Annotated in this window: 17 protein-coding genes; 7 read left to right on the forward strand and 10 right to left on the reverse strand. The window is 67.0% G+C overall.

Annotated elements, in window-relative coordinates:
- Positions 1-31: 31 nt before the first annotated feature.
- From V3B41_RS10330 to V3B41_RS10345, 4 genes are all read right to left on the reverse strand, one after another.
- Positions 32-487, reverse strand: coding sequence for a hypothetical protein (locus V3B41_RS10330; RefSeq protein WP_049429640.1), 456 nt, complete (start codon positions 485-487; stop codon positions 32-34).
- Complete coding sequence (locus tag V3B41_RS10335) at positions 484-954, reverse strand: phage holin family protein (protein ID WP_197632542.1); 471 nt, start codon at positions 952-954, stop codon at positions 484-486. Before V3B41_RS10335 ends, V3B41_RS10330 begins: the two co-directional genes overlap by 4 nt.
- Before the next feature lie 8 nt (positions 955-962).
- The gene (locus V3B41_RS10340) at positions 963-1328 is read right to left on the reverse strand and encodes a hypothetical protein (protein ID WP_004153835.1); all 366 of its coding nucleotides are present in this window, start codon (positions 1326-1328) and stop codon (positions 963-965) included.
- A 101-nt stretch (positions 1329-1429) separates the two neighbouring features.
- Complete coding sequence (locus tag V3B41_RS10345) at positions 1430-2863, reverse strand: Do family serine endopeptidase (RefSeq protein ID WP_049429642.1); 1434 nt, start codon at positions 2861-2863, stop codon at positions 1430-1432.
- Between the two features lie 491 nt (positions 2864-3354).
- Between V3B41_RS10345 and V3B41_RS10350 the strand changes: the two genes are divergently transcribed.
- Together V3B41_RS10350 and V3B41_RS10355 are read left to right on the forward strand one after the other, a co-directional pair.
- Complete coding sequence (locus tag V3B41_RS10350) at positions 3355-4236, forward strand: hypothetical protein (protein WP_049429643.1); 882 nt, start codon at positions 3355-3357, stop codon at positions 4234-4236.
- Positions 4237-4342: 106 nt separating this feature from the next.
- A complete protein-coding gene (locus tag V3B41_RS10355) occupies positions 4343-5035 on the forward strand; it encodes a hypothetical protein (RefSeq protein ID WP_049429644.1) in 693 nt (230 codons plus the stop codon).
- Between the two features lie 15 nt (positions 5036-5050).
- Here V3B41_RS10355 and V3B41_RS10360 read toward each other — a convergent pair whose 3' ends face one another.
- Together V3B41_RS10360 and V3B41_RS10365 are read right to left on the reverse strand one after the other, a co-directional pair.
- Positions 5051-5410 (reverse strand): DUF1428 domain-containing protein, encoded by a 360-nt coding sequence (locus V3B41_RS10360; RefSeq protein WP_049429645.1) that lies wholly within the window; start codon positions 5408-5410, stop codon positions 5051-5053.
- 91 nt (positions 5411-5501) lie between these two features.
- Positions 5502-7904: a DPP IV N-terminal domain-containing protein gene (locus V3B41_RS10365; protein WP_049429646.1), complete on the reverse strand. Its 2403-nt coding sequence runs from the start codon at positions 7902-7904 to the stop codon at positions 5502-5504.
- Between the two features lie 210 nt (positions 7905-8114).
- Here V3B41_RS10365 and V3B41_RS10370 point away from each other — a divergent pair, with 210 nt between their 5' ends.
- On the forward strand, positions 8115-8687 hold the full coding sequence (locus tag V3B41_RS10370; protein ID WP_032130335.1) for an Ax21 family protein: 573 nt from the start codon (positions 8115-8117) through the stop codon (positions 8685-8687).
- 190 nt (positions 8688-8877) lie between these two features.
- Complete coding sequence (locus V3B41_RS10375; RefSeq protein ID WP_049429647.1) at positions 8878-9549, forward strand: response regulator transcription factor; 672 nt, start codon at positions 8878-8880, stop codon at positions 9547-9549.
- A gap of 7 nt (positions 9550-9556) precedes the next feature.
- Here V3B41_RS10375 and V3B41_RS10380 read toward each other — a convergent pair whose 3' ends face one another.
- Positions 9557-9946, reverse strand: a complete 390-nt coding sequence (locus V3B41_RS10380; protein ID WP_049429648.1) for a DUF6165 family protein — start codon at positions 9944-9946, stop codon at positions 9557-9559.
- 178 nt (positions 9947-10124) lie between these two features.
- Here V3B41_RS10380 and V3B41_RS10385 point away from each other — a divergent pair, with 178 nt between their 5' ends.
- Complete coding sequence (locus V3B41_RS10385; protein WP_329860966.1) at positions 10125-10823, forward strand: TorF family putative porin; 699 nt, start codon at positions 10125-10127, stop codon at positions 10821-10823.
- Here the strand turns inward: V3B41_RS10385 and V3B41_RS10390 are convergent.
- A complete protein-coding gene (locus tag V3B41_RS10390) occupies positions 10820-11968 on the reverse strand; it encodes an MFS transporter (protein ID WP_329861007.1) in 1149 nt (382 codons plus the stop codon). The genes V3B41_RS10385 and V3B41_RS10390 overlap by 4 nt on opposite strands.
- A 144-nt stretch (positions 11969-12112) precedes the next feature.
- On the opposite strand from V3B41_RS10390, the gene V3B41_RS10395 reads away from it, so the two are divergent.
- On the forward strand, positions 12113-13000 hold the full coding sequence (locus V3B41_RS10395; protein WP_049429651.1) for a LysR family transcriptional regulator: 888 nt from the start codon (positions 12113-12115) through the stop codon (positions 12998-13000).
- On the opposite strand, the gene V3B41_RS10400 is transcribed toward V3B41_RS10395, so the two are convergent.
- The gene (locus V3B41_RS10400) at positions 12969-13436 is read right to left on the reverse strand and encodes a DUF1456 family protein (RefSeq protein ID WP_014035693.1); all 468 of its coding nucleotides are present in this window, start codon (positions 13434-13436) and stop codon (positions 12969-12971) included. The genes V3B41_RS10395 and V3B41_RS10400 overlap by 32 nt on opposite strands.
- Positions 13437-13580: 144 nt before the next feature.
- Here V3B41_RS10400 and V3B41_RS10405 point away from each other — a divergent pair, with 144 nt between their 5' ends.
- Positions 13581-14333, forward strand: coding sequence for an SDR family NAD(P)-dependent oxidoreductase (locus V3B41_RS10405; protein ID WP_049429652.1), 753 nt, complete (start codon positions 13581-13583; stop codon positions 14331-14333).
- A gap of 147 nt (positions 14334-14480) precedes the next feature.
- On the opposite strand, the gene V3B41_RS10410 is transcribed toward V3B41_RS10405, so the two are convergent.
- Positions 14481-15392, reverse strand: coding sequence for an SPOR domain-containing protein (locus tag V3B41_RS10410; protein ID WP_329860970.1), 912 nt, complete (start codon positions 15390-15392; stop codon positions 14481-14483).
- Positions 15393-15403: the final 11 nt, after the last annotated feature.

The raw sequence follows: 15403 nt of genomic DNA on the forward strand, positions 1-15403 counted from the left end.
CGGCCGCGATCGGCGCGGCGGATTACATGCATCAACGTTCGGACAGCTCGGTGGCCGCTTCGGCCGGCCGCGGTTCGCGCAGTTCCGGTTCGGGCACGGGCCGCGCTGCCGGCGCAGGTCGCTCGGCGGTCGCCGACGTTGCCGCCTGTGCCTGTTCGCTGGCCTCGTCGGCTTCCTCGGCCGCGTCGTCGGCAGTGGCCGCGGCCTGCGCCGCCATCGCCGTGGCAAATGCCGCCTGTGCGCTGGCAAACAGGTTCGAGACCGAACCGACCATCTGCAGCCAGCGGGCACCATTGACCTTGCCCGGCACTTCCAGCTTGCCGGCGATGAAGCCACCGGCCAGGCCGACCACCACGATGCGCAGCGGCGACCACCCCTGTCGCCAGACCTGGCTGAGCGTGGACCAGTGGTCCTGGGTCTCGCCCAGGCGCACGGTCACCACCTGTTCGCAGCGTTTCACCCGCCGCTGCAGCGCACCGAACTTCATGGCTTGCCCTCGGGCAGCTGCACGCCGGCATCGGGGTCGTCTTCGCTGGGCTCGTCGAACAGGCCCAGGCGTGACAGCTGGCGCCGGGTGGCATGCATGCCGGTGTGGTGGAAGAAGTAGGACACCCGCCAGATCGCATAGCCGGTGACGGCCAGGCTCAGCAGCGAGGTAATCAGCAGGGCCTGCAGCCAACTCAGGCCCCAGCTCTCCAGCAGTGCGATGAGGGTGGCGGCCATCAGCAGCCACGCCGAGGCACCAAATACGATCGCCACGCCGGCCCAGGCCAGCGCACGACCAAACGCACTGCGGGCCAGCGCGAAGTCGGCCGAAGCCAACCGGCGCAGCGAGCGCACGGTGTGCTTGGCCGAATCGGCAGCGGCACGACCGGCCGCGCCGACCTGGCGGATGCTCTCATCCAGCGGCGGGGTGGCCGCCGGATCAGGCGCTTGCGTGTTGTTTTCGCTCACGCTGCGGCTTACTTGTCGCTGCTGCCGCGGGCCAGCTTGGCGATGATCCAGCCGGCTGCGAAGGCGACGCCGAACGAGGCCAGCGGACGTTCGCGGATCAGTTCGGCGGCGCTGTCGATCAGGTCCTTGCCCTTGTCCATCAGCGCATCGACCTGTTCCTTGGCGGCGGCACCGCCGAACTCGGCGGCGGCCAGGCCGGACAGTGCGCTGTCGGACAATTCAGCCTTGACGTTGGCCTTGCCGATGCGAAGCTCGTCGGTCGCTGCACCGGTTGCACCCTTGATCGCACCGCCGGCGGCCGTAGCGGCCTGCTTCAGGTGGGAACCGGCTTCACCCAGGTGTTCCTTCAGGTTCTCGGTATTGGTGGGGCTCATCGAATCACTCCTGTTGCGATGGGGGAACGGGAGTCGGCGGTGCCGACCTGGACTGACAGCAATAGCATTGCCGGGGTATAGGGGGTGTTACGGCAGGGCGATCAGCGCATCACGAGCTGGCCCTGCTGCTGGCCATTGTTGCGCAGCACGCGCAGCACCAGCGTCGGCGGGCGCTGCTGGAAGTTGGCACGCCAGCTGGCCAGGTCGGCGAATTCACCCACGGTGGCATCGGTGATGATGTCGCCCTGCTGCAGGCCGTTGCTGGCGGCGCGGCTGCCCCGCTTGACCTCGCTGACCAGCACGCCGCTGGCGCCTGACTGGCGCAGCGACTCGGGCAGGTCGACAAAGGTGGCCCCACCCAGGCGCGGGTCCAGGCTGTCGCCGGTGACCGCGCGTGCCTGTTCCTTCAGTGTCGCCTTGATCTGCAGCGGCTTGCCTTCGCGGCGTACGTCCAGCGTCAACGGGCTGCCGACCGCCGCCAGGCCTTCCACATTGTGCAGGGCTTCGGCGCTGTCCACGCGCTGGCCATTGGCCGACACCACCACGTCGCCCGGCTTCAGGCCGGCCGCGGCGGCGGCCGAACCGGCCAGCACGCGGGTGATCAGCGCACCGCGGGTTTCGCCCAGGCCCAGGCCCTGCGCGATCTGTGCGGTCAGGTTCTGGCTTTCCACGCCCAGCGTGCCGCGTACCACCACGCCGTGCTTGACCAGCTGGTCGACCACGCTGCGCGCCAGGTTCGAGGGAATCGCCAGGCCCAGGCCGATGTTGCCGGCCATGCTGCCCTGCGGGTTGAAGCTGGCCGTGTTGATGCCGACCAGCTGGCCCTGCAGGTCGACCAGCGCGCCACCCGAGTTGCCCGGGTTGATCGACGCGTCGGTCTGGATGAAGTTCTGGTAGCCCAGCCCGCGGATGCCGCTGCGGCCCACCGCCGAGACGATGCCGGAGGTGACCGTCTGGCTGAAGCCGAACGGATTGCCGATGGCCACCACGAAGTCGCCCACCCGCAGCTGGTCGCTGTTGCCGAGCTTGATGTCGGTCAGGTTCTGCGCCGGGATGCGGATCAGCGCGATGTCGGTGTCGCGGTCGGAGCCGAGGAACTCCGCCTTGACCGTACGCCCATCGGCCAACGTCACCTGAACGTCATCGGCGTTGTCGATGACATGGTGGTTGGTCAGCACCAGGCCCTCCTTGGCGTCGATGATGACGCCCGAGCCCAGCGATTCGTTGATGCGTTCCTGCGGGATGTCCGGGAACAGGCGCCGGAAGAACGGGTCGTTGAAGAAGGGGTTGCGCACGCGAACCACCTGCTTGGTGTTGACGCTGACCACCGCCGGCATCGCCTTCTCCAGCATGGGTGCCAGTGACGGCACCTGCTGCCCGGCCACTGCAGCCGGCAGAGCCGCCATGGTCGGTACCACCGCCGGAAGCGGTGCGGCATCGGCACGGTTGTCCAGGTGGGCGTTGATGCCGGTGGCAACGAAGCCACCGAAGGCGGCGGCGATTGCGAGCGTGAGCAGGGTAGGTAGCGGTCGCATGGGAGTCGGTTCGCTGGCGGGAAGGGGGGGCGGTTCGTCTCTACGGTAAAACAAGCTGAATGAGTGTGTCGCGATCTGGATAAATGCGCCATGAAAAACAGGTATGCGAACGGTGCGTCGAGAGCCGGGCACCTGACCCGCGGCGACACCCATCGAGATGATCAGGACACCTCCGAGAGCCACCCTTCGCCGCGCGGACGCAGTCGGATACTTGCGCAGTTCCGCGCAGGGAGGTGCCGCACTGCGCCACAACGCATGCCTGCCGTTGCACGTGCGCAGGTGCGCGCAGCGGCGACGATCAACCCGGTGGGCGGCGGCGCACAGTCCTTAAAAAAAGGGGTTTCCTGAAAACCTGCCGCAACGCGAGGGGTGGTCGACTACACCATTGTCGTCGCAGCAGATGCGATTGCTGGCGCATGACCCGTTCCACGATCGTCAATGTCGGTATAGCATCGCCCCGTTTTGATACTTAAGGCCCCCAGGAGGGCAACATGAGCAACGGTAATGGTGTGTCGGTCGTGACCGACGCCGTCGAGAACGTCAAAGAAACCGCCACCAACGTTGGCGAGACCATCGCCCACGCTGCCGAAGACGCAGTGAAGTCGGTCAAGAAGACCGTCAAGCGCGCCACCAAGGCTGCCGGTACCCGCGTTGCCAAGGCCAAGAAGGCCGTGGCCAAGGTCGAGAAGACCGTTGCCAAGAAGGCCGAGAAGGCTGCCAAGTCGGTCGGCAAGACCGTTGCCAAGGCCAAGCAGAAGCTGGAAGCGGCCAAGAAGAACGCCAAGGCCGAAGCCGCTGCCCTGAAGAAGGAAGTGGCCAAGAAGAAGGCGGCTGCCGGCAAGACCGTGACCAAGAAGGCTGCTGCTGCCAAGAAGACCACCAAGGCTGCCGGCAAGAAGGTCGCCACCGTGAAGAAGGCCGCCACCAAGAAGGCTGCCGTCGCCAAGAAGACCGTTGCCAAGAAGACCGCGGCCGCCAAGAAGGTGGTCGGCAAGAAGGTCGCCACCGCCAAGAAGGCTGTGGCCAAGAAGACCGTCGCCGCCAAGAAGGTCGCCGGCAAGAAGGCCGTGGCTGCGAAGAAGGTTGTCGGCAAGAAGGTTGCCGCCACCAAGAAGGTCGCCACCAAGAAGACCGCCGCTGCCAAGAAGGTTGTTGGCAAGAAGGTTGCTGCCACCAAGAAGGTTGCCACCAGGAAGACCGCTGCTGCCAAGAAGGTTGTCGGCAAGAAGGCCGCCGTTGCCAAGAAGGCAGTTGGCAAGAAGGTTGCCGCCACCCGCAAGACTGTCGCCAAGAAGGCTGCGCCGCTGAAGAAGGTCGCCGCCAAGAAGGCTCCGGCCAAGAAGGCCGTGCGCAAGGTCGCCAAGCGCAAGTAATCGCGCCGTGACCGAAGGCCCTGCCACCCCCCGGGTGGTGGGGCCTTTCGCGTTTCTGGGACGCGGTCTGGGGCAAGATGCAGGTTCTTCCGCCGGAGCCCCGGGCATGCGTGGTATCGACTTCAGTTCCTGGCAGGGCGTGCTGTCCACGTTGGCCGGCCTGGTCCTGATCACCCTGCTGGGCGTGGGCATCCGCCTGCTGGTGATGCAGACCCTGCAGCAGCGCCGCGAGCGCGAGAACCGGCAGATCAACGAACGGCTGCGCACGCTGATGGCGGCCTACAAGACCCTGGGCGGTTCGTTCACCGGCGAACTGGGTGTGGATCCCAGCCATCGCCGTGACCTGCGCCAGCGCGAAGATGCCGAGGGCATCGCCGAGCCCCGCTCGGATCGCGCGCGCCGCATCCGTGATGCCGTCGAGGCCGCGTTGTCGGACATCCTGTTGCTGGGCACCGACGAACAGGTGCGGTTGGCCGCGCGCGCTGCCAACGAACTGGCACAGGGGCGGCCGGTGCACACCCACGAACTGGTGGTCTCGCTGCGCGACTTCGTGCGCGAGGCGCTGGATCTGGCGCCGATTCCGGCCGACCTGCAGATTCCACCGCAGGGGCCGACCCGGCCCGGTGCCAGTGGTGGCGGCAAGGGCCGCAACGACGGCGATGCCAAGGGCGGTCGTGCGGGTGGTGGTGGAAGTGGCGGTGGCGGAGTGGGAGCCGGCATGGGCGGCGTGGGCCTCGGCGCCGGCGCCGCCCTGGGCGCCGGCCATGCCTCCGCCAGCGAAGAAACGGACGCGCGCTGAGCACGTCCGCCCGGTTCAGCGGGTCAGTTCGTAGATCGGCACGAAGCCGCCGTAGATCATCCGCGCGCCGTCGAACGGCATCGGATTCCTCGCAGGATCAAACCGCGGGTCTTCCATCATCTTCTTCATGCCGGCGTCGCGGGTCGGCTTGTCCGGCCATTCGATCCACGAAAACACCACCGTCTCGTCTGGCGTGGCTTTCACTGCGCCGAAGAAGTCGGTGGTCTTGCCGTGCGGCACGTCGTCTCCCCAGCACTCGACCACGCGCAGCGCGCCGTATTCGATGAAGACGGGATCCCCTGTGCGTGCGTGGGCGAGGAACTTCTCCTTGTTGGCGGTGGGCACCGCCAGGACGAAACCATCGATGTAGCTCATTGCCTGCCTCCGGATGGACCGTGCCGCATGCACGGCCTTCAAGTACCCGACGAACCAGGGCGTCGTGGATCGACATCCTGTGTGCGCCTGTTCAGCCCGGACCGCCGGGCAGCGGCGCCAGCACCGTATCCGGTGGCTGCTGGCCGGCCAGGTGGCGCACGAAGTAGTCCCACATGCGGTGCGTGTAGGTGGCGTCGTTGCGGAACAGTTCGTGGTCCTGCCGGGCCAGGTACAGCAGGTCGTAGCTGCGCTGGGCCTTGTTCAGGGCGGCGGCCAGCTGCAGGGTCAGCGCCGGTGGCGCGTTCTCGTCCAGTTCGCCATAGACCAGCAGCAGATGCCCGCGCAGGTTGCCGGCCAGTGCCGCATTGTCGAGCCCGGCAAAGGGCGCCGGCACGCCATCCGCCATGGCCGTAGCTGGCAGCACGCCACCGAACAGCCGGTCCATGCCGTGCAGGGCGCCGCCGTAGATGCCCTGGAAATTGTGGCTGCCGGCCGAGGCCACGCCTACCTTGTAGAACGCCGGATAGCGCAGCAGGGCGCGCGCTGCGCTGTAGCCGCCGAACGAATGCCCATAGATGCCGACCCGCTGCAGGTCGATGCCCGGGTAGCGTTCGCCCAGCTGGCGCAGCGCAGCCACATGGTCATCCAGCTGCACATCGGCGGCGCGCAGGAAGCTGCTGTCATGGAATGCCTTGTCGCGGCCACCGGTGCCACGCGCATCGATGCTGACCACCATGAAGCCGAGTTCGGCCAGGCTGGCGCGTGCCACCGGGTTCAAGGCAGACACCGCCTCGGCGTAGGTCACCGGTGCATTGCTGATGAAGGAACCACCGTACATCGCGTCGATCACCGGGAAGCTGCCGTCATCGCGATAGTCACGGGGCAGGTAGACGGTGGCGAAGATCGGCGTGCGCCCATCGGCGGCCAGCAGCCGCTCGCGCCGTGGTGGGCGCCAACCGGCAGCAACGATCGCGCTGTCATCGGCTGTTTCCAGCACCATCACTTCACGGCCGTCATCGCTGGCCCGCAGCACGGTGCGTGGTGGCTGGTCGAGACGGGAAACGGTATCCACCAGATAGCCGCCGCCCGGCGACAGCGCCTGCGGCGCGCGTGCCCCGAACAGCGCGCCGGTACCGGCATCGGCCATGTGGTCGTTGCCATCGGCGGCCAGGCGCTGGATCGGACCGCCCTGCAGCGATACCCGGTACAGGCCTCGCACGTAGGGGTCGCCACCGTCGACGCCACCGGCGCTGAAGTACGCCCAGCCACCCGCAGCGTCCACACCCAGCAGGTCACGCACCACCCATTTGCCGCGGGTGAGCTGGCGCAGCACTTTGCCGTCGGACAGGCGCACCCGGTACAGATGGCCCCAGCCATCGCGCTGCGAGAACCACACGGCGGTGTCCTGCCCGGGCAGGATGGCCACCGCTGGCCGGTTGTAGGAATACACGTTGAGCTGCAGGCGAGTGTCGCTGGCTTCTTCCAGAACCGTGCGCAATGCACCGCTGTTGGCATCGATCTCCACCAGGCGCAGCCTGCGCGGCGTGCCGAAGTGCGCGATCACGGCATACAACCGATCACCGTCCCAACCCAGGATGCCGGCCTCGCTGAGCGTGTTCCAGCCCTCGGGCAGCGCGATGTCATGCTGCCTGCCGCTGAGGATATCGATCACATACAGGCTGTCGCGGACCTGCTGTGCATCGCCCAGTACCCCCAGCTTCACGGCATGCACGCGCGGCCGCGCGCTGTGGGTCGGGCTGCTTTCCAGATAGGGATAGTCCTGCAGCGCGCGTTCGTCGTAGCGGATGCCGGCTGCGTAACGGCCATCGGGTGACCAGCTCACCGCGAACGGTCGTGCCGGCATCCGGCCCTGACGGCGTGGAATGCCGCGCAGGGTGAAGTCCGGCAGTACGCCATAGCCATGCCCGGTTTCACCGCCGTGGGTCAGTACCTGCGGCGCCGCTCCAGAGCGCTGCAGCCACAGGTTGTGGTCGCGTACCTGCAGCCAGGCATCACCGCCGGGCGACGGCAGTGCATCAGCCGGCGGCAACGCCTGTTGTGCGGCCGTGCACTGCAGGCGTGGCCATTGGCAGTTGATCTCCGCTTCGCCGTTGAACTGCAGGCGCAGGCCATCATCCAGTACCTGCACGTTGTTCAAGCGCAGGCGTGGCCCGCTGGCACCCAGCGGTGCAACTGCGGCGCCCAGCGCATCGGGTTCGAACAGGATCTGGCGCGTAGCCTGGATTGGATCGACCAGTATCGCCTGGCGCCGGCCCTGTGTGTCTTCGCGTTCGTACCAGAAGCGCCCATCCGCCAGCCAGTGGGGCAGGACCGAAGCATTGCGCAGCGCACCGCGCAGATGACTGTCATGCACGCGTTCGGCGCGCTGGTAGTCAGCCGCCTGCAGCGCGTGCGCAGCATGGATCGGAAACAGGGAAGCGCAGGCCAGGAGGGCGGCGCGAACAGACATCAGCAGCGGATCGGAAACGTGCAAGGCAACCTCCTGTTGCAGTCGGCGACGAATCACAAATGCACGCGCGCCGCGCGCGTATGCCAGACGAAGCCTGAATCAAGCCCAAAAATTCAGCAATGCGAAGACGGCTGCTTTCAGGGAGCGTTGTGGCGAATAACGGAGAATTTACATTCCCGATGCGATGGCGCCCTGGCGCTGCTGCACACCATAAGAAAGTAAAGGTGTACCCCCATGAAGAATTCGCTGATTGCTCTGGCCCTGGCCGCTGCCCTGCCGTTCACCGCCTCGGCTGCTGAGAACCTGTCCTACAACTACGCCGAAGCCGACTACGCCAAGACCGACATCGACGCGTTCAAGGCCGACGGCTGGGGCGTGAAGGGTTCGTACGGCTTCCTGCCGAACTTCCACGCGTTCGGTGAGTACAGCCGCCAGGAAATCGACCACACCAACATCAAGCTGGACCAGTGGAAGATCGGCGCCGGCTACAACGTTGAAATCGCTCCGACCACCGACTTCGTTGCCCGCGTTGCTTACCAGAAGCGCGACCAGAAGCACGGCCTGGACTTCAACGGCTACAGCGCTGAAGCTGGTATCCGCACCGCCTTCGGTGCCCACGCCGAAGTCTACGGCATGGTCGGCTACGAAGATTTCTCGAAGAAGCACGGCATCAATCCGGAAGGCCAGTGGTACGGCCGCCTGGGTGGTCAGGTCAAGCTGAACCAGAACTGGGGCCTGAACGGCGAGCTGAAGATGAACCGCGATGGCGACAAGGAATACACCGTCGGCCCGCGTTTCAGCTGGTAATTGCTTCCTCGGCGCGCCTGCGCGCTGAAGATGCCTCGACAGGCCCGGCTCATGCCGGGCCTGTTGCGTATCCGGCCGGGCAAACGCCATCTGACCGAGTCACGCCGGGGCCACGGCATTGCAACGAATTGGATTCCGCACGCGCCAACTCCACCCTAGGGTGGGTGGCCTGTTCTGCAGGAATGCAAAGATGCCCACGTTCCAGTCGCCCCGCGATCCTCCCCGCCGGTTGTTGCTGCTGGATCCGCACCCACTGCTGCGGCATGGCGTACAGGAACTTCTGGCGAAGCAGGCGGGCCTGCGCGTGGAAGGAAGCTTTGGCTGCAGCGGTGACCTGCTGCAACGCCTGAGGCAACAGGAGGCTTCGATCGATCTGCTGCTGGTTGATGCATTGCCGATCGGCGACAGCGGAGAAGGCCTTGAACTGCTGCGCCACGTATCGCTGCACTGGCCGGCAATGCCGATTCTGGTGCTGTCGGCGCACTGTAACGCTGGTGTCGTGGCCAGGGCACTGCAGGCGGGGGCGCGCGGGTTCCTGTCCAAGACCTGCGCCCCACAGATGCTGCTGCGGGCGTTGAGCGTGGTGGGCCGTGGTGGACGCTTCGTGCCGCCGGAACTGCGAGCGCAATTGAACCAGTCACGCCGGCAGCGCCAGCAGTCCATGCGTCCACTGCGATTGAGCATGCGCGAACGAATGGTCCTGCAATGGGTGTTGCGTGGGGGCAGTACCGGCGAGATGGCACGCCGCTGCGGTCGTTCGCCCAGCACCATCAGCACGCAGAAGCGCGCGGCCTATCGCAAGCTGGGCATCCGCAACGATAGCGAGCTGTTCCGCTTCCGCCATCTGATCGAAGCGGATTGAGGGGCAACTACTCGCCCTGGTACTGCTTCTCCTCCACCAGCGCCGAACCTGCCACCCGGTTGATCTCGTTCTTCACCTGCACGCGCTCGCCATTGGTGCCATAGACACCGCGTGCCAGCTGGATGAAGGCATCGTCGAACACCTGGGCCGCTTCCTTGTCGCGCAGCTGGTCCTGGATGTCCCACATGCGCTCGTTGATCGCCTTCAGCTGCTGCTTCAGCACGGCCAGCGCCGGCTGTGCCTGCAGCTGCTGCTGCAACAAGGGAAGCAGGCCGTCCAGCTCGGTGCGTACGTTGGCCAGCTTGGCGGCATCATCGATGCGCTCGGCCTTGATCTCGAGAATGGTGATCTTGTCGATCAGCTCGCCGATCGATACCGGAGTCAGGATGGCATCCACGCAGTTGGTCCCTTTGAACAGGGCGCCATGATACCGCGCCGGTGGTGCCCGGCCCCGGTCTGCTGGATTTACGCCGAATTTGCGCTGCGGACCCGGCAGCACCCTCGATCCGTTACGGCCTCTCCTCCGACACTGCCGTCCCGGCGGCCAGACCGCCTTCGACGAGGAAAACAGTGCAGTGAACAGCAAGGGGACAATGGCGGCGGCGGTGGCCGCGCTGGCAGGGCTGCTTGGCATCGGCAGCGCGCAGGCACAGGTGCAGGTGAGCGGCAACATGGCGTTGACCAGCGATTACGTGTGGCGTGGCAGCTCGCAGAGCGATGGCCAGCCGGCCGTACAGGCGGGCGCCAAGGTCACGGTGGGATCGGGCTGGTACGCCAGCGTGTGGGGTTCCAATGTTTCGTTCAAACCGGACAACGGCGCGCGCAGCGAATTCGATCTGGTTGCTGGCTGGTCTGGCGCGCTGGCCACGGACTGGATGCTGGATGCCAACCTGACGCGCTACGTGTATCCAGGCACCGGCCGCGCGCTGGACTGGACCGAACTCAACACCACGCTGACCTGGAAGCAGCGCGCCTGGCTGCAGGTCGCGCACTCCAACGATGCGCTGGCCGGTGGCCATCGTGGTACCTATGCCCAGCTCGGTGTGCGTGTGCCGCTGCACGAGCGCGTCCGTCTGGAAGCGGCGGTGGGCCAGTACTGGCTGGCCACCGCACAGGGACCGGATTACCTGCATGGCCAGCTCAGTGCCATTGCCACGTTGACGCCGGCGTGGGAGCTGCGTGCCACCGTTCACGACACGGACAACGCAGCCAAGCGCCTGTTCCCCGGCAACGCCGGTGGGCGATGGGAGCTGGCGCTGCAGGGCAGCTTCTAGTCGGCCATCGAGGCCTGGCGTGCACGCAGCGCGCCGGGCAGCCACAGCAGCAGCGCCAGCACGGCCACGGCAGCACCGGCCACGCAGACGCCGGTCCAGCCGAAGCGCTGGTAGACCTGCGCCGACAGCAGCGAACCCAGCGAACCGCCGATGAAGTAGCCGGTCATGTAACCGGCATTGAGGCGATTGCGTGCCGCAGGCTGCAGCGCATAGATCAGGTTCTGGTTGCTGACGTGCAGCAGCTGCGCAGCCAGGTCCAGCACCACCACGCCCACCAGCAATGCCAGCAGCGAGTGCGCGGACAGCCCCAGCGGCAGCCACGACAGCAGCAACAGCAGCAGTGCGATGGCGGTGGCGCGACCGGTCTGGCCACGGTCGGACATGCGCCCGGCCAGGCCGGCGGCCAGCGTGCCGGCCGCACCCACCAGGCCGAACAGGCCGATGGTGGCGTCGCTGTAGGCGTAGGGCGGCTGTGCCAGCAGGAAGGCGAGCGGTGTCCAGAAGATCGCGAACATGGCGAAGCTGCAGGCGCCCAGCAGGGTGCGCTGGCGCAGCACCGGTTCCTGCACGAACAGCACGCCGATCGAGCGCAGCAGTGCGAAGTAGCCGAGGCCGGCGCTGTGGTGGAATCGCGGCAGGCCGCGCTGCAGCGCCAGTGCGGTCACCACCAGGGTGCCGGCCGCGATCGCGTACACCAGGCGCCAGTCACCCAGGCTGGACAGCAGGCCAGCGACGGTGCGGGCCAGCAGGATGCCCAGCAGCAGGCCGCTCATCAGCGTGCCGACCACGCGGCCGCGATGCTCGGGGGCAGCCAACGTGGCCGCGAACGGCACCAGCACCTGTGCCACTACCGAGAACAGGCCGGTGATCGCGGTACCCACCAGCAGCCAGGCGAGCGACGGCGCGCAGGCGCTGATCACCAGGCCGCCGGCCGACAGCAGGCTCATTACCACGATCAGGCGGCGGCGCTCGAACAGGTCGCCCAGTGGCACCAGCAGGATCAGCCCGGCGGCGTAGCTCAGCTGCGCGGCGGTCACCACCATGCCGACCTGGCCGAACGGCACGCCGAAGGCATCGGCGATGGTGTGCAGCAGTGGCTGCGCATAGTAGTTGCTGGCCACCGCCACGCCGGTAGCGACCGACATCAGCAGCACCTGCCAACGGTGCAGAGGGGGAAGGGACGGGCTCACGCGATGTTCCAGGAAGCGGGGGGGCACAGTGTCCGCCTGCTGCGAGCATGATGGAAATGAATCATCATCATCCGTACCATCTGGAAACAAGATAGTTGTATGAACCTCAAGCAGCTCGAATTCGCCGTGGCGCTGGCCGAAGAGAGCAATTTCACCCGTGCCGCCGAGCGCTGCCACGTGGTGCAGTCCGCGCTCAGCCACCAGATCGCCCACCTGGAACAGGAACTGGGTGCCACGCTGTTCGAGCGCCTGCCGCGCCAGGTGCGGGCCACCGCCGCCGGCGAGGCGTTGCTGGTGCACGCACGCCAGGTGCTGGCCAGCCTGCGCCACCTGCGCGCCGACGTGGCCGCCGTCAGTGGCGAAGTGGGTGGGTTGCTGGCCATCGGGCAGATTTCCTCGCTGACCGGCATCGACGTTGTGGCGATGCTGGCGGCCTTCCAGCGCGTGCACCCGCAGGTGGAGTTCCAGCTGCACGTGGACAAGAGCGAGGACCTGATCGCGCAGGTACAGTCGCGCGCGCTGGATGTGGCACTGGTAGGCCTGGCGCCTTCGGCAGCGCTGGACGGTGTCTGCCACCAGGTGCTGCAGGAGGAGGATCTGGTAGCGGTAATGGCGCCATCGCACCGGCTGGCCGGGCGCAAGCGGCTGCCATTGGCCGCACTGCAGGATGAAGCACTGGTCGACTTCCCGCGCGGCACCGGCGCACGCCAGCAGACCGATGATGCTTTTGCCGCAGCCGGACTGCCGCACACGGTCCGTTTCGAGGTCAACCTGATGGAACTGGTCGAGCGCTTCGTCCGCCATGGGTTGGCGGTCGGCATCGTGCCGGCATTGATCGCCGATGGGTTCCAGGGTGTGGTGCAGATTCCGCTGCAGCCGACCCCGACCCGGCGCGTGCACCTGGTCTGGCAGCGCCTGCCGACACCAGCGGCGCGGGCGTTCGTCGACGCCGTGCTCAGCCGCGCAGGCGCAGGCTCAGACCCTTGAGGAAGTTGCGCAGCATCTGGTCCAGGCAACGCCGGTAGTTGGCGTGCCCGGGTTGACGGAACAGCGCGCCCACTTCCGACTTGGAGACATTGAAACCTGCGCTGGCAAAGATCTCCATCAGATCGACGTCGCGCAACTGGAATGCCACGCGCAGCTTCTTCAGCACCAGGTTGTTGTCGATGCGGGTTTCCACCGCACGCTGCGGCTGGCTCTCGTCGCGACCGCGCAGGTGCACGATCAGGCCGTCGAGGAAGTGGGCCAGCGCGCTGTCGTTCATCGCCTCGAAACCGGCTTCGTCCTCGCGGCGCAGCCAGGCTTTCACCTGTTCGGTATCCACGGCGAAGGCCGGGTCGGCCATCTGGCACAGGGTCACCACGTGCTGGTCGCCCAGGTCCAGGGAGTAGCGCACGCTGCGCAGGACATCGTTGTTGATCATGGCCCATTGTACCGGCCCCCCTGCAGCTGGGGTCAGATCCCTGTGCGGAGCAGAGGGATCTGACCCCGGATCTGGCCGATCCGGCAACACAGCGGCCAACCGACGATGCCAGAATGGGGGTCTGGTTTCCCCTGGAGTTGCCTGATGACCCGCACTGTCCTGATTACCGGCGCCACGTCCGGCTTCGGCGCCGCCGCCGTCCACCGCTTCGCCCAGGCGGGCTGGAAGGTGATCGCCACCGGCCGCCGCGGCGAGCGCCTGCAGCCGCTGGTCGACCGCTACGGCAAGGACGTGGTGCACGCCGCCGTCTTCGACATCCGCGATGCGGTGGCGATGGAAGCGGCGCTGCTGGCGCTGCCGCCGGCGTTCGGTGAGATCGACCTTCTGGTCAACAATGCGGGCCTGGCACAGGGCACAGCGCCGGCGCAGAGCGCGAAGCTGTCGGACTGGACCACGATGATCGACACCAACATCACCGCGCTGGTGACCCTGACCCACCGCCTGCTGCCTCAGCTGGTGGAGCGCAAGGGCGCGATCATCAACATTTCGTCGGTGGCGGGTGTCTACCCGTACCCGGGCGGCAACGCCTACGGCGGTACCAAGGCCTTCGTCAGCCAGTTCTCGCTGGGCCTGCGTTCGGACCTGCACGGTACCGGCGTGCGCGTGACCACGATCGAACCGGGCATGGCCGAAACCGAGTTCACCGTGGTCCGCACCCACGGCGACCAGGCGGCGTCGGACAAGCTCTATACCGGCGCCAACCCGATGACCGCCGAGGACATCGCCGAGCAGATCTTCTGGGTGGCCACGCTGCCGCCGCACCTGAACATCAATCGCTTGGAACTGATGCCGGTCAGCCAGTCGTTCGCCGGCTTCCAGGTGGCCCGCGAAGGCTGACCTGCGCCGTACGACGTCTCGTGCCATCGCGGAAGTGTAGAGCCGAGCCCATGCTCGGCTTCGTCGGGATTCAGCCGAGCACGGCTCGGCTCTACAGAAACAGAAAAGCCGGGCAATGCCCGGCTTTTTCCATTTGGATCCGGCAGGTTACTGCGCCTTGATCGCCATCGCCTGCAGGCCGGTGCCATCCAGCTTCTGCTTGGCTTCGGACAGTTCGCCGGCGCTGCCATACGGCCCCATGCGCACGCGGTACACGGTCTTGCCGTTGATCTGTGCCGACTCCACGCGTGCCGCAAGACCCATCATCGCCAGCTTGGCCTTGGTCGCTTCGGCATCGCCGGAGGCACCGAAGGCGCCTGCCTGCAGGATGTAGCGGGCGTTGTCGGCGGCCGCCGGTGCGGCAGCGGCCGGGGTACCCGTCGTTGCCGGTGCAGTTTCCGCGCGTGCTGCCGGCGTGGCGGCGGCGGTGCTGGTCGAGGCCGGGGCCGTGCCGGCCGGTGGCGTTACCGCGGCCGGGCGTTCACTCAGCGGTGCCGGCAGCGGACGGCTGGTGGCGGTCACCTGCGCGGTGCTGGACACGCTGGCGGTGGCCGCCGGTGCCGGTGCCGGTGCGGTGGTGGTCGCCGGCGGAACCGGCTTGCCTTCCAGCGCAGCCTGCGCGCGTGATGCTTCGGCCTTGGCCCGGCGCTGCTCTTCGGCACGTGCGCTGGCAGCCAGTTCGGCGTCGGACATTTCGACTTCCTTGCCCGGCAGCAGGGTGTAGAAGTCGTACTGGGTGGCGGCCGGCTTTTCCGGTTCGGCCGGCTTCGGCGTCGCCGGCTGCGCGGCCGGCTGGGTGCCGACATCGCTGTCGGCATCTGCGACCGGCGCCGGCTGCGCGTTCGGGTTCGGTTGCGGACCGGCGCGCAGGAAGCCATCGCCCTCGCCCTTGAACAGGTTCGGCGCCGCCAGGAACACCACGGCCGCGATCGCTACACCGGCCACCAGCCACACCCATCCGGGTGTGCCCTGGCTGCCGCTGTTGCGTCGTGCCTGGCTTTTGCCGCGTCGTGCTGCCATGAGTACTGCGT

It is taken from the genome of Stenotrophomonas sp. SMYL89, assembly GCF_036319985.1.
In the GTDB taxonomy this organism is placed as follows: domain Bacteria; phylum Pseudomonadota; class Gammaproteobacteria; order Xanthomonadales; family Xanthomonadaceae; genus Stenotrophomonas; species Stenotrophomonas maltophilia_Q.